Here is a 14185-nt window from a genome sequence, read left to right on the forward strand (position 1 = left end):
CCGGGCTCGGGGCGATGCGGGCGCGGCCGGGCATTGGAGCGGCTCGCGGTTGAATGGACGCCCCCAGCGTTGGTTCAAACCCGTCGTGGAGGCTCAGGGAAGCGTGGGGGCTTACAACCGGTGAGACCGGTCCCCCTGCGAAAAGCCCACCGGCTCCCACGGGTCGCCCGCGCCCAGGGCCAGCACCTTGAACAGCTCACCCATCTCGTGCTCCATGACCAGTTTGGCCGCCGTCGCGCGTTCGAGCACGGGCAACTCCACCATGCGCTGGGCCAGCCCGCAATTGATGAGGAAGTGCGCCTGCGTGGTGTAGCCCAGCACCTGCAGGCCCGCCTCCTGCGCGGCCAGGGCCATGGCGGTGAAATTGACGTGGGCGGTAATGTCCTTGCGGCCCACCTCCACCAGCGGGTCGCTGTCGGCCAGGTGGCCCTGGTGGCACATGACGGTGCCCATGTGGCGCTGGGGGTGGTAGTACTCCGCCTCGCCGAAGCCGTAATCCAGCAGGAAGGCCGCGCCGCGCTCCAGCCGGTCGGCCAGGGTGCGGATGAAGCCTTCGCCCTGCGGATGGATCTCGGTCAGGTAGTCCTGCGGGCCTTCCACTTCGATCGGTGGGCGCAGATCGGTGGGGCGGTCGGCCCAGGCGAAAGCGCCGTTTTGCACCACCACGCCGCGTTCATGCCACACGCCGGCCGCTTGTCCGCCGTGGCGGGCCAGCAGCTTGACGGGCATGGCGTCCAGCACTTCGTTGCCCACCACCACGCCTTCGAAGCGCTCGGGCAGCGCATCCACCCATCGCACCTTGTGCGCATGGGCGCCCAGCAGCACCTGCTGCCGAGCGCGCAGGCTGCCCGACAGGTCGACGATGGTGTAGCGCTGCACCCGGTCGCCCAGGGCGCCGAGTAACTGCAGCGCCAATGCGCCGGAGCCGGCGCCGAATTCCCACACCTCGTGCGTGCCGGTCTGCGCCAGGGCTTCGCCCACCTGCACGGCCAGGGTCTGGCCAAACAGGGGGCTGAGTTCGGGCGCGGTCACGAAGTCGCTGCCCGATCCGGGCAGCAGGCCGAACTTGGTGGAGTCGTTGGCGTAGTAGCCGAGGCCAGGGGTGTACAGGGCCAGGGCCATGAAGCGGTCGAAGCCGATCCAGCCGCCAGCCGCTGCAATGGCCTCGCCGATGTGGGCCGCCAGGGCGGTCGTTAAACTTGGGGGTTCTGTCGTCGTCACGGTCCCGATTGTCCCCGATGCCCTCCCCCTCCCGTCCTCGCACCGTGCTGGTGACCGGCGCCGCCAAGCGCCTGGGCCGCGACATCGCGCTCGCGCTGGCAGCGGGCGGCTGGCAGGTGGCGGTGCACTATCGGCACTCCGAACAGGATGCTATCGAAACCGTAGCAGAGTGCCGGCGTCTTTCATGCGCCAGCGCCCATTTTGATGCCGACTTTCAGGACGAGGCCGCCGTGCGCTTCCTGCTGCCGCGCGTGGTGGAGCATTTCGGCGCGGTGGACGCGGTGGTCAACAGCGCTTCGCTGTTCGAGCACGACGATGCCGCCAGCTTCGGGTTCGCCACGCTCGAGCAGCACCTGCGCAGCAATACGGCAGCGCCCATCCTGCTGGCCCAGGGTTTGCACGCGCACCTGGAGCAGCGGGCGGCGGCAGGCGGCAGTGACGAAGCGGCGGACGGCGTGCAAGGCGCCGTCGTCAACCTGCTCGACCAGAAGCTGTGGAACCAGAACCCCGACTTCCTGAGCTACACGCTCTCCAAGGCAGCGCTGGAGGCGGCCGGCACCATGCTGTCGCTGGCCCTCGCGCCCCGGGTGCGGGTGGTGGGCGTGGCGCCCGGCCTCACCCTTACCAGCCATCTGCTGGAAGGTGAAAAATTCCGCCAGCTGCACGCACTGAGCCCGCTGGGCCGCTCCTCCACTGCCGCCGACGTGGCCGCCACCGTGAAGTTCGCGCTCGAAAATCGCTCAATCACCGGCACCACGCTGCTGGTGGACGGCGGCCAGCACCTGATGCGGTTCGAGCGCGATTTTTCGATGATGTGAGCGCCGGCTCGCCCGCCCCCTTCTTTTCCTTTGCACACCCTATGTACAACGCCGCAGGCACCCAGATTCTCACGCTCACCGGTTTGCGCTTCGACGCGAACCTGGGCATCCTCGCGCACGAGAAGACCACGCCGCAGCCGATCCAGGTCGATGCCGAGCTGCACCTGGGCACGCAGCCCCTGCGCCCGAGCGACGACGACATCCTGCACGTGCTCGACTACCGCAAGGTGCGTCAGATCATCATCGACGAGTGCACGGCCGAGCACGTGAACCTGCTGGAGAGCCTGATCGGCAAGCTCAGCGCCCGGCTCATGCTGCTGCCCGGCGTGCTGGGCGTGCGCGTGAAGATCGCCAAGCTGGAAATTTTTGACGACTGCGAAGTGGCCATTCGCAGCGAGACAGGACAGTGGTGACCCCAATGAATGCCGTAATGAACGACCCCGCCCGCGGCTGGACCGCCGACGCCCCCGAACCGCTCGGCCTGCCGGACGCCCCTGCCACCGCCGACAGCGCAGCGGCGCCTGCCGCCCGCCTGAAGATCGAGCGCGAGACCCACAAGCTGGAAAAGCGGCTGTGCCGCGAGGTGGGCAAGGCCATCGTCGATTACCAGATGATCGAAGAGGGCGACAAGGTGATGGTGTGCATGTCGGGCGGCAAGGACAGCTACGCCTTGCTGGACATCCTGCTCAAGCTCAAGGCGCGCGCGCCGATCCATTTCGATCTGGTGGCCGTGAACCTCGACCAGAAGCAGCCGGGCTTTCCCGAGCATGTGCTGCCCGAGTACCTGGCATCGCAAGGCGTGGCGTTCCACATCGAGAACGAAGACACCTACAGCATCGTCAAGCGGCTCATCCCCGAGGGCAAGACCACCTGCAGCCTGTGCAGCCGCCTGCGCCGCGGCATTCTGTACCGCGTGGCCGATGAACTGGGCTGCACGAAGATCGCCCTGGGCCACCACCGGGACGACATCCTGCAGACGCTGCTGCTCAACATGTTCTTCGGCGGCAAGCTCAAGTCCATGCCCCCGAAGCTCGTGAGCGACGACGGCCGGCACGTGGTGATCCGCCCGCTGGCCTACGTGGCCGAAAAAGACACCGCGCGCTGGGCCACGCACCGCGATTTCCCCATCATTCCCTGCAACCTGTGCGGTAGCCAGGAGAACCTGCAGCGCAAGCAGGTGGGCGAAATGCTGCGCGAGTGGGACAAGAAATTTCCCGGCCGCGTGGAGAACATGTTCAACGCACTGCAGAACATCGTGCCTTCGCACCTGCTCGATGGAACACTGCACGACTTCAAGGGTCTGAAGGCGACCGGCATCGCCAGCGAAGACGGTGACAAGGCTTTCGACCGCGAAGACTTTCCGGCGGCACCCGGATTGCCGGGCGTGCAGGTGGTGCAGCTGTCCTGAAGCCCCATCGCTTCGTGCCAGCGGCGCCCTTCCCATGACGGACCCTTTCAGGAGACACCCATGAAGACCCTGCGCTGCTGGTATTCCATCGTTCTGGCCCTTGCCGCGCTGACGCTCGGCGGCTGCGCCGTCACCCGCACCGTGGACAGTGCCGTGCACAGCTATTCCACGCTGGCCGCCCTGCCTTCGCCGCCCACCTACCGACTGGAGCGCCTGCCGTCGCAGCAGGCCCAGGCCGCGTCGTTCGCGCCCATCGAGGCCATGGCCCAGCAATCGCTCGCCCGCGTGGGCCTGCAGCGCGACGATGCCAATGCCAAGCTGGTGCTGCAGATCGGCGCCCAGGCCAGCTATGCAACGCCCGCCTACTGGCCCTACTACGGCGACCCGTTCTATCCCCACTGGGGCCTGGGTCTGGGCTACGGCGGCCATGGCGGCCGCTGGGGCTGGGGCATGGGCGGCAGTTGGATGATGGACCGCCCGCCCACGCTCTACCGGCGCGAGGCCAGCCTGGTGCTGCGCGACGCGGCCACGCAGAAGATCGTGTATGAAACCTCCGCCGTGCACGAGGATGTGTGGACCAACGACCCGGCCATCTTCGGCATCCTCTTCGACGCCGCACTGACCGGCTTTCCGCAACCTCCCGCCGGCCCGCGCCAGGTGCGCACCACCTTCGCGCCGCCCGCGCGCTGACCCACGCCATGCAAGCCACCCGCATCATCGCCATCCGCCACGGAGAGACCGCCTGGAACGTGGACACGCGGATCCAGGGCCACCTGGACATTCCGCTCAACCACACCGGCCTGTGGCAGGCGCGCCGCGTGGGCGAGGCCCTGGCCGGCGAGCCGGTGGCCGCCATCTATGCCAGCGACCTGCAGCGCGCCCACGCCACCGCGCAGGCCGTGGCGGACACCACCGGGGCACCGCTGATCGCAGAGCCCGGTTTGCGTGAACGCAGCTTCGGCCAGCTGCAGGGCCGCACCTTCGCCGAGATCGAGACCGAACTGCCCGAAGAAGCCCGCCGCTGGCGCCAGCGCGACCCGCATTTCGTGCCAGAGGGCGGCGAATCGCTGCTTGTGTTTCGCGAGCGCATCACCCGGACCACCGACCGGCTGGCGCAGCGCCATCCGGGCGAACTGGTGGTGCTGGTGGCCCACGGCGGGGTCATGGACGTGCTGTACCGGGCTGCCACCGGTCAGGAACTGCAGGCACCGCGCACCTGGCAACTCACCAACGCAGCCATCAACCGCCTGCTCTGGACCGACAACGGACTCACCCTCGTCGGCTGGGCCGACACACAGCACCTGGACAACGCCACGCGCGATGAAGCCCATTCCTGATTCCCTGCGCGCCAGCATCGGCCTGCGCGTCGACCTGATCGACACCCCCGCACTCGTCGTGGACCTCGACGCCATGGAACGCAACATCCAGCGCATGGCCGACTTCGCGCGCAAGCACCAGGTGCGCTGGCGGCCGCACGCCAAGCTGCACAAGAGCGCCGAACTCGCGCTGCTCATGCAGCAGGCGGGCGCCACCGGCGCCTGCGTGCAGAAGGTGAGCGAGGCCGAGGCACTGGCCGCCGCCGGCGTGAACGACCTGTACATCAGCAACCAGGTGATCGCCGGCGCCAAGCTGCTGCGCGTGGCGCGCCTGGCGCACCAGCTCGGCCTGCGCGGCGGGCGCCTGGCCCTGGCGGTGGACAGCGAGGAAGGCATCGAGCGCCTGGCCGAGGCCATGGCCGTCACCGCCAGCGACGCGGGCATCGATGTCTTCGTGGAAATCGACGTGGGCCAGCGGCGCTGCGGCGTGCCGCCGGGCGAGCCGGCCGTGGCCCTGGCGCTGGCCGTGTCGCGCCATGCCCGGCTGCGCTTTGCCGGCCTGCATGCCTACCACGGCCGCGCACAGCATTTGCGGGGCGCGCAAGCCCGCAGGGAAGCCATCGCCACGGTGGTCCAGGCTGCGCGCCACACGCGCGACCTGATCGCCGCGGCCGGACTGCCAGTACCCCTGGTCACCGGCGCGGGCACCGGCACGCTGGTGCACGAGGCGGCCAGCGGCGTCTACGGCGAGTTGCAGGCGGGTTCATTTCTTTTCATGGATGCCGACTACGCCAGCAACGAGCGGGAGCCCGCCCAGCCCGTATTCGAGCACGCCCTTTTCGTCAAGACACAGGTCATCTCCAGCCAGGAAACGCACGCGGTGTGCGACGCCGGCCACAAGAGCCACGCCATCGATTCGGGCTTGCCGATCGTGGCGATGCTGCCGCCCGAGCGGGCACTGCGCTACGCCAACGGCGGCGATGAGCATGGAATCCTGTACGCCGACGGCAACAAGGCCCGGTTGCCCTCGCTGGGCCGGATGCTGTGGCTCATTCCCGGCCATTGCGACCCGACGGTGAACCTGTACGACTTCTTGATCGGGGTGCGCGGCGGGCTGGCGCACGGGGTGGTGGAGCGGATCATCCGCGTGGACGCCCGGGGCGCGCTGACCTGAACTGAAGCACCGACGGGCTCCTGCGCGATGGCCCGCAAAAGAAAGAAAGAAAGAAAGAAAGAAAGAAAGAAAGAAAGAAAGAAAGAAAGAAAGAAAGAAAGGCCGGGTTGCCCCGGCCTCGTCGGCCATCGCCACCGCAGCGCTGGCCGCGCCTGCATGGCAATGGTGGCATGCAGGCCATGGCCTGCATGCCTAACTGCGGTCAGGGACGCGACGGATAGATACCGTTCACGGCAATGATGAAGTTCAGCGTGAGGCCAGGTTGCAACGTGCTGACCGTGACGGGCACGTTCATCTGCACGGGCGTGGGCGTAGCGCTGCCGGCCGGTTGCGTGGTGATGGCAGGCAGGGTCAAGGGTGCATCGAAGGGCTTGAGCGTCGTGGTAGCCGACTTGGAGCTGTACACCTTGGCGGGTGTGCTGCCAGCAGCCCCCTTGCCCATCACTAATGCGTTGCTTGGAACGTTGTTGTCGCCCGTGGTGTCGTCAGCGGGAATGGACACTGCGGCCGTTCCACCTGTAGCCACCGTCACGCCGTGGCTGTGGGCCGGCAGGTTGGCGAGCGACAGGATCGCAGCGCCGACGGCGTTGGTGGACGCCGTGACGGCACCGCTCGTACCGGCAATGGTCGCCATGTTCTGGGAACCGAGCGGAACCCGGTTGCGCAGATCGGGCAAGGCGAAGGTGTTGACGCCATCGCCGCCGTAGCGGGTACCCAGCAGCGAGTAGAGCGCCTGGTTCTGATTGATTGACAGCAGTGTGCCGTCGCACAGGGCCCAGCCCTGCGGAACCCATGGCACGGCCCAAAGAATGATCTGGCCCAGAATCGGATCCATGTGAGTATCCCTCTCCCAAAAAAAGTTTGTCGATCAATATCCGCACCTGGCAGCGATGCTTTTTGACGATCTCGCAGCGAAGGCGGATAGGGGAGTAAACACCAGAAATCGAAGGGCGACAAGCGAGAATTCACTGGGCGTTGAGACTGCGACCCGCGCAGATCCCCTGCGCGTAATCTGGCTGCTGCCATGAAGCCGCAGGAGCTTTTGGACAAGGGGTCGGGAAGCGATGGATCAAGCCACCGAAGGCGGCCCGCCGAACAGATCGGAATGGTTGCGGGAAGGCGCCACGCCCAGATGGCGATAGGCCGCCAGCGTGGCCACGCGGCCGCGCGGTGTGCGCTGCAGATAGCCTTGCTGGATGAGATAAGGCTCGATCACGTCCTCGATGGTGCCGGACTCCTCCCCGATGCTGGCCGCGATGTTGTCCAGGCCCACAGGCCCGCCGTCGAAACGGTGGATCACGGCCTCCAGCAGCTTGCGGTCCATCACGTCGAAGCCCTGCGGGTCCACATCGAGCATGGTGAGTGCGCGCTGGGCGATGTCCAACGTGATCTGGCCCGTGCCTTTCACGTCGGCGTAGTCGCGCACCCGGCGCAGCAGGCGGTTGGCAATGCGCGGCGTGCCGCGTGACCGCCGCGCGATCTCGAAGCCGCCGTCCGGCTCGATTGGCGTGTTGAGCAAGCCGGCGCTGCGCATCACGATGCGCGAAAGCTCTTCGGGGGTGTAGAACTCCAACCGCGCGACGATGCCGAAGCGGTCGCGCAGCGGGTTGGTCAGCATGCCGGCCCGCGTGGTCGCGCCCACGAGCGTGAAGGGCTGCAGATCGAGCTTGATGCTGCGCGCCGCAGGCCCTTCACCGATCATGATGTCGATCTGGTAATCCTCCAGCGCGGGGTAGAGGATTTCCTCCACCACGGGCGAGAGGCGGTGGATCTCGTCGATGAACAGGACGTCGTTGCGCTCCAGGTTGGTCAGCAGCGCGGCCAGGTCCTTGGGTTTTTCCAGCACGGGGCCGGAGGTCTGGCGGAGGTTGACCCCGAGTTCGGCCGCGATGATGTGGCTGAGCGTGGTCTTGCCCAGCCCCGGCGGGCCGAACAGCAGCACATGGTCCAGCGCCTCGCCGCGCTTGCGCGCTGCGCCGATGAATATCTCGAGCTGCTCGCGCGCCTTGGCCTGACCGACGTACTCCTGCAGCAGCTTGGGGCGCAGCGCCCGCTCCAGCGCCTCCTCCTGGGGGGAGGCCGGAGCGGCGGAGATCACGCGTTTGGCGGGGGCGGGTGCGAAGTCGTCGGTCTGAATGCTCATGCGGTGCGGGTCAGTTGGCGGTCCAGGCGTAGTAGACGGGGCCTTCGTATTGGTACACCGGGTAGGTGGCCTGCACGAAGTCGCGTTCGCCCTGGCTGATGGTGTAGAAATGCGTGCCGTTGCTCTTGTTGAAGAACCGGTACATGGCGGTGGCACCGTTGCCGGCGCCGGTCTGGGCGTACCAGATCGGGCCTTCGTATTCGAACGACGGGTAGGTGGCGCGCACGAAGTCGCGTTCGCCCGCATCGATGGTGTAGAAATGGGCGCCGTTGCTCTTGTTGAAGAACCGGTAGACCGCGCTTTGCCCCGCAGTGGCGCCGCCGTAGGCATAGAAGGCCACGCCTTCATACGCGAACGCCGGATAGGTGCTGATCACGAAATCGCGCTCACCGGCACTGGCCGTGAAGAAATGGGCCCCTGTGCTGCCGTTGAAGAAGCGGTACACGGCGGTCCGGCCGCTGGTGCTGGTGGCGGGCGACAACCAGTCCTTGATGGCCGCGTTGTACGCCACGTCGAAACGGCCGTAGAAATCGGACGAGGCCTTGTTGGTGCACACGGCGCTGCCGCCGTAGAGCGTGCCGATCAGAGCTCCACCAGCAAAGATGCCCGAGCCGCTGCTGCCGCCCTCGGTCGTGCCCTGGCTCCACGTCACCCGATAGAAGTTGCCGCTGGTGCCGCTGCACGTGAAGTTGGTGCCGCTGAGGGACGTGCACGTGCTGAGCGAAGCCAGGTTGCCGAAGCTGATCTTCTGCAGGTCCCCGCTGGGATGGTGGATGCCGACCACGGCGCCACCCACTGCCTGGGGATTGGCGTTCCATGCCGCGAACACGGCGCCGGCGGGCGGCGCTTCATTCAGGCGCAGGAAAGACGTGTCGCTGCTGGCGGTCGCGTAGAGCAGCGTGGCGCCACCCGTGCGGGCCGTGGTGCTTGCCGACAGCGTGCGGCTGTTGCAGCTGGGCGAGCGGTAGAACCAGTCGGTGCGCAGCGTGGAGGCCACGGTCTGCGTGGAGATGCAGTGATTGGCCGAGATGAAATACGGCGTGCCGGTGCCATCGCGGTCGTTCAGCAGCGTGCCGGTGCACAAATACGCTTTGCCGTCTTCGCGCACGAACAGCATCCGGGCGACGGCATTGCGCTGGCTGGCGTATTCGTTGTAGCAGGTCGAATCGAGGTTGCAGGCGTCGGACTCGTTGATCTTGGCCTGCTCGAATTCGTCGGCCGTCGGCAGCGACAGGTTGGCGTAGATTTGCGACAGGCGCGGCACCGAAAGGTCAAGCGCACTGGCAGGCGTGCCGGCCGGCAGTTCGATCTCGAGCGTGGCTTCGTCGCCACCCGTATCGGGCGTCCACCACGTGTGGCCGGCATCGGACGTGTCGCCCGCTGCCTGGTTGCGCTCGAGGACCTGCAGCACTTCCTGGCCGGCGATCTCGAACACGGCCGAAGGCTTGGCCTGGCTGTACACCCGCAGAACGGCGCTGCCGGGCAGCTTGCGCACCAGCACGCCCAGGCGGATGCCGTGCGCGCCATCGGCGGAGAAGCTCAAAGCGGCGATCTGCCCACCGTTCGCCGTTGGGGTCCACTGCAACTGCTGCAGGGTGGCACTGGCGTTCGCGGTCTGGGAGACGCTGCGGGGCGCGCCGACCTGGCGCGGGCCGATGCCGCCCGAATCCGCCGCCGCTTCCTTGGACTGGTCCAGCGGCCCGAGCGCAATGCGCGCCGGCGCGATCGCCTGGCGCGCCACCCGGTCCTTGAGCCGCGCCACGTCCTGCACGGCGGAGGCCGGCTGCTCACGCGATTCCACGCTGTACACCAGCGCCTTTGCCGAAGGAGCGGCCGCAGCCTGCGCCGTCTCGGCGCCGCTTCCGCCACCGCCGCACGCGGCCAGCACGGAAACCGCGGCCAGGAGGGCTAAAAATCGAAATCTTTTCATTACGGGTTGCATGGAACCACTCCTGTGATGACATCGGGAATGACCAGAAGGTCCCGAATTGGAAAATGTGCCACAGCCCCACGGCACCCGGCTGGCGATTTCATCAATTTACATACTCCTTTACGCATCGCAGTCTCAGGACCGCTGACGCGACACCATCCATTCACTCCGGGTCGAATTTGCGCTCCCATCGGGGAAGCCAGGGCGGACCGAGAAATCGGCATGGACATGCACGCCACCCGGCCGGGGCAAGAATCGGTGAGCCGCATGGCGCCAAGCCGGGGGAATGCCGACCGGCGGAGACAACCATTGCTTGAGCCCCTTCTGATAGGCAAGATCGAACCGGCCATACACCCGCACATCGTTCACGGAGCACTGCGCGCTGGCAGCGAACCCGTACAGGGTGCCGATCACGCGGCCCTCACGGAAGATGGCTGAGCCGCTGCTACCGTCTTCCACCGTTCCGCGGTCGAACCCGACGTCGTAATAGCCGGCAGAGGCATCCGTTGACGAGTCGCACAGCATCGAGCCGTCCGTATCGTTGGTGCAGGCCAACGTGCCCATGATGCTGCCGGTGCTGATCTTCTGCAGGTCTCCGCGGGGATGGTGGATGCCGACCACAGAGGTTGCCTCGGCCTGCGGGCTGGCGTCCCAGGCGGCGAACACGGCGCCGGCGGGCGGGGCCTCGTTCAGCCGCAACAGGGCGGTATCGGTGTCCGCACTGGCAACCAGGAGCGTCGCGCCGCCCGTGCGTGCCGTGGACTGCGGCGACAGCGTGCCGCTGTTGCAGGCCTGCGATCGAAAGAACCAGTCCGTCTGCAAGGTGGATGCCACGGTCTGCGAAGCGATGCAGTGGTTGGCGCTCAGGAAATACGGCGTTCTCGTGGCGTCGCGGTCATTCAGCAGCGTCCCGGTGCAGACGTAGGCCTTGCCGTTGTCCACGAAGAGCATGCGTGCGACTGCATCGCGTTGGGCAGCGTATTCATCGAAGCAGGTCGAATCGAGATTGCAGGCGATGGCGTCGCCAACGGCTTTGGCGGCCAGGGCGCCCTCGGGAGGCAGGGACATGTTCTCGAACAGGTGCGCGAGCGCCGGGACCGCCACGTCCAGCGCGGTGGCGGGCACGCCGGCAGGCAGTTCGATCTCGAGCGTGGCCTCGCTGGCGCCGGAATCCGGCGTCCACCAGGTCCGCCCGTTGTCCGAGGCATCGCCGGCCGCGGCATTGCGCTCGATTATTTGCAGGATGGCCTGGCCGGTGATTTCATACACCAACGCAGGGCGGTCCTGCCGATACACCCGCACCACCGCATCCGCCGGCATCTGGCGCACCTGCAAGCCCAGGCGCAGTCCCTGCGCGTCCTGGGAAGAAAAACTCACCGCCGCTTTCATGCCGCCGCTGGCCGTCGGCGTCCACTGCAGCAGCCGCTGCAGGCTTTGCGCCGTCGCCGTGGCATCCACCGCACGGGCATCGCCCACGGGGCGTGCACCGGCATGCCGGACCTGCGCGGACTTCTGCCGTACCAGGGCCGGCAAAGCCACCCGGGCCGGCTCCGCCTGCGGGCCCACAGGCCGCTGCTGTTTGATGCCGAAACCCTCGGCGTCCGACCCCGCCGGTTGCACGGCCGATCCGACCTGCAGGGGTTCGGACGCCGGCCCGCCGCCCGCAACAGCGGCCGCGACGGTCTGGCTGCCACCGAGTCCATCACCACCCCCACCACCGCCGCAGCCATACGCCAGGCAGGCGACGGCGAGCAGCAGCGTACTTCGAACCATCCAATGGCTTTTTCCCATGAAACAACTCCCTTTTTTTGATTGATTTTTCGCCCGCAGGTCGATCTCGCCACACCACGGCCTGCGGGTCCGCGGACGGGCCTGGGTCAGCCCTTCAAGGCCAGCGCATCGCTCCGCCCCGCCTCACTTGGCCAGCGACTTGAGCGCCAGCTTGATCCCGTCGCTCACACCCACGTCCTGGGGCAGTGCCTTCAGCGCGGCCGCGGCTTCCTTGTCGTTGTAGCCCAGCGCCAGCAGGGCCTGGAGGATGTCGGCCTGGGCATCGCTCGTGGCGTGCGCATGGGCGCCGATGTCGGCCCCGAGCTTGCCCTTGAGCTCCAGCAGCAGGCGCTCGGCGGTTTTCTTGCCGATGCCGGGCACCTTCACCAGGCGCCCCGCTTCCTGCAGGGAAATCGCCTGGGCGAGGTCGGAAACCCCCATGCCGCTCAGGATGGACAGCGCGGTGCGCGGGCCCACCCCCGAAATCTTGATGAGTTCGCGGAACGCCTGCCGCTCGGTCGCCGTGGCGAAGCCGTAGAGCAGTTGCGCGTCTTCGCGCACGATGAACTGGGTGAGCAGGGCCACGCGTTCGCCCACGGGCGGCAGGTTGTAGAAGGTGCTCATGGGCACCTGCACCTCGTAGCCGACGCCGTGGCAGTCCAGCAGCACCTCTGGCGGATTTTTTTCCAGCAGCGTGCCGGTGAGTTTGCCTATCATTGATGTCCTTCGCCGCGCTGTTGCGGCCATCCAACCGGAATTATCCGCGTGATCCTGCGACACACCTTCACTCCCCACAACAACACCCGCCTGGCGCACCTGTGCGGCCCGGCCGATGCCAACCTGCGCACCATCGAGACGGCGCTGTCGGTCAGCATCGCGCACCGGCACGAGCAGTTCAAGGTGGACGGGCCGAAGGCCAAGGCCACGCAGGCCATGGAGCTGCTGCAGGCCCTGTACGAAATGGCCGAGCGCCCCATCGCCAAGGAACACCTGCAGCTCATGCTGGCCGGCGACAGCTCGATGCTGGAGGCGCCCGGTGACGGCGCGGTGACGCTCAACACCCGCCGGGCCGACCTGCGCGCCCGCACGCCCACGCAAAGCAACTACCTGGACAACATCGCCAGCCACGACATCACCTTCGGCATCGGCCCCGCCGGCACCGGCAAGACCTACCTGGCCGTCGCCTGCGCGGTGGATGCGCTCGAGCGCAATGCGGTGCAGCGCATCGTGCTGACCCGCCCAGCCGTCGAGGCCGGCGAGCGCCTGGGCTTCCTGCCGGGCGACCTCACGCAGAAGGTGGACCCTTACCTGCGCCCGCTGTACGACGCGCTCTACGACCTCATGGGGTACGAAAAGGTGCAGAAGGCCTTCGAGCGCAATGCGCTGGAGATCGCGCCGCTGGCGTTCATGCGCGGGCGCACGCTGAACAACGCCTTCATCATCCTGGACGAGGCCCAGAACACCACGCCCGAGCAGATGAAGATGTTCCTCACCCGCATCGGCTTCGGCGCCCGCGCGGTGGTGACGGGCGACGTCAGCCAGATCGACCTGCCCAAGGGCGCGATGAGCGGTCTGATCGATGCCGAGCGGGTGCTCAAGCGCGTCAAGGGCATTGCGATCACCCGGTTCACCACGGCCGACGTCGTGCGCCACCCTCTCATCGCCCGCATCGTGGACGCCTACGACGCGCAGCGCTCGGCAGGCAGCCGCGCAGGCCACTCCTGAATTGATAGCACACCGCCCTAGTGAATCATGCGCCAGAGGCCAAAATGACCTTGAACCACCTGACCCTGTCGCTGCAGTTCGCACGCTTTCCTGAGGCGCAGGAGCACCGCGCCGCCCTGCCCCGCCACGCCGCCGCGCGCTTCATCCGCCACGCGCTGTCCAGCGACGCCGAGATCACCGTGCGCATCGTCGATGCCGAAGAGGGCCAGGCGCTCAACCGCGAATACCGCCAGAAGGACTACGCCACGAACGTGCTCACCTTCGACTACGCGCAAGAGCCCGTAGTGATGGCCGACCTGGTGCTGTGCGCGCCCGTGGTGGCGCGCGAAGCCCGCGAGCAGAACCGGGACCTGCGCGCGCACTATGCCCACCTGCTGGTCCACGGTACCCTGCACGCCCAGGGCTGGGACCACGAAACCAGCGCCGAAGACGCCGACGAGATGGAGGCCTACGAAACCGCCATCCTCGAGGAACTGGGCTTCGACGACCCGTACGCGGACTGAGCCGACGGTTCGGCCAGGCCCCAGGTCCCGCACTCCATCGGCCGACCCTGCCGCCCGGCATCCCCGCATCCCGGCGCAAAAGGTGACGGGTCTTTTGACCGGCGTGCGCGCAGTGGCCTGCCGCCACGCCCCTACCATCGGTGCAACGGGCCGCCAGCGCCCCATCGACGGAGACTT

Annotated in this window: 14 protein-coding genes; 8 read left to right on the forward strand and 6 right to left on the reverse strand. The window is 67.3% G+C overall.

The annotated features are described in order from the left end of the window. Window positions 1-111: 111 nt before the first annotated feature. Window positions 112-1230 carry a class I SAM-dependent methyltransferase gene (locus tag BLT03_RS07620; protein ID WP_175537698.1) on the reverse strand — a complete coding sequence of 373 codons (1119 nt, stop codon included), beginning with the start codon at window positions 1228-1230 and terminating at the stop codon, window positions 112-114. Between the two features lie 8 nt (window positions 1231-1238). Here BLT03_RS07620 and BLT03_RS07625 point away from each other — a divergent pair, with 8 nt between their 5' ends. The 6 genes from BLT03_RS07625 to BLT03_RS07650 are packed head-to-tail and all read left to right on the forward strand — an operon-like array spanning window position 1239 to window position 5937. Further along, a complete protein-coding gene (locus BLT03_RS07625; protein WP_092741886.1) occupies window positions 1239-2039 on the forward strand; it encodes an SDR family oxidoreductase in 801 nt (266 codons plus the stop codon). 41 nt (window positions 2040-2080) lie between these two features. After that, window positions 2081-2452: a dihydroneopterin aldolase gene (locus tag BLT03_RS07630; protein ID WP_092741888.1), complete on the forward strand. Its 372-nt coding sequence runs from the start codon at window positions 2081-2083 to the stop codon at window positions 2450-2452. A gap of 17 nt (window positions 2453-2469) precedes the next feature. Next, window positions 2470-3447: a tRNA 2-thiocytidine(32) synthetase TtcA gene (gene ttcA, locus BLT03_RS07635; RefSeq protein WP_245711274.1), complete on the forward strand. Its 978-nt coding sequence runs from the start codon at window positions 2470-2472 to the stop codon at window positions 3445-3447. A gap of 60 nt (window positions 3448-3507) precedes the next feature. Continuing rightward, complete coding sequence (locus BLT03_RS07640) at window positions 3508-4137, forward strand: DUF4136 domain-containing protein (RefSeq protein ID WP_092741890.1); 630 nt, start codon at window positions 3508-3510, stop codon at window positions 4135-4137. A gap of 8 nt (window positions 4138-4145) precedes the next feature. Next, on the forward strand, window positions 4146-4784 hold the full coding sequence (locus tag BLT03_RS07645) for a histidine phosphatase family protein (RefSeq protein ID WP_092741892.1): 639 nt from the start codon (window positions 4146-4148) through the stop codon (window positions 4782-4784). Next, complete coding sequence (locus tag BLT03_RS07650) at window positions 4768-5937, forward strand: DSD1 family PLP-dependent enzyme (protein WP_092741894.1); 1170 nt, start codon at window positions 4768-4770, stop codon at window positions 5935-5937. The genes BLT03_RS07645 and BLT03_RS07650 overlap by 17 nt, the downstream gene beginning before the upstream one ends. A gap of 202 nt (window positions 5938-6139) precedes the next feature. Here the strand turns inward: BLT03_RS07650 and BLT03_RS07655 are convergent, their stop codons facing one another. From BLT03_RS07655 to ruvA, 5 genes are all read right to left on the reverse strand, one after another. Further along, window positions 6140-6772: a phage tail protein gene (locus BLT03_RS07655; protein ID WP_092741896.1), complete on the reverse strand. Its 633-nt coding sequence runs from the start codon at window positions 6770-6772 to the stop codon at window positions 6140-6142. Window positions 6773-7006: 234 nt separating this feature from the next. Then, on the reverse strand, window positions 7007-8080 hold the full coding sequence (gene ruvB / locus BLT03_RS07660) for a Holliday junction branch migration DNA helicase RuvB (protein ID WP_092741898.1): 1074 nt from the start codon (window positions 8078-8080) through the stop codon (window positions 7007-7009). 10 nt (window positions 8081-8090) lie between these two features. Continuing rightward, a complete protein-coding gene (locus BLT03_RS07665; protein ID WP_353615274.1) occupies window positions 8091-10010 on the reverse strand; it encodes a trypsin-like peptidase domain-containing protein in 1920 nt (639 codons plus the stop codon). A 135-nt stretch (window positions 10011-10145) separates the two neighbouring features. Next, window positions 10146-11801: a serine protease gene (locus tag BLT03_RS07670; protein ID WP_092741902.1), complete on the reverse strand. Its 1656-nt coding sequence runs from the start codon at window positions 11799-11801 to the stop codon at window positions 10146-10148. 123 nt (window positions 11802-11924) lie between these two features. After that, on the reverse strand, window positions 11925-12497 hold the full coding sequence (ruvA, locus tag BLT03_RS07675; protein ID WP_092741904.1) for a Holliday junction branch migration protein RuvA: 573 nt from the start codon (window positions 12495-12497) through the stop codon (window positions 11925-11927). Between the two features lie 48 nt (window positions 12498-12545). On the opposite strand from ruvA, the gene BLT03_RS07680 reads away from it, so the two are divergent. Continuing rightward, on the forward strand, window positions 12546-13505 hold the full coding sequence (locus BLT03_RS07680) for a PhoH family protein (protein ID WP_092741906.1): 960 nt from the start codon (window positions 12546-12548) through the stop codon (window positions 13503-13505). 44 nt (window positions 13506-13549) lie between these two features. Further along, on the forward strand, window positions 13550-14008 hold the full coding sequence (ybeY, locus tag BLT03_RS07685) for an rRNA maturation RNase YbeY (RefSeq protein ID WP_092741908.1): 459 nt from the start codon (window positions 13550-13552) through the stop codon (window positions 14006-14008). The last annotated feature ends 177 nt before the right edge of the window (window positions 14009-14185 follow it).

Source organism: Paracidovorax valerianellae, from assembly GCF_900102625.1.
Taxonomy (GTDB): Bacteria; Pseudomonadota; Gammaproteobacteria; order Burkholderiales; family Burkholderiaceae_C; genus Paracidovorax; species Paracidovorax valerianellae.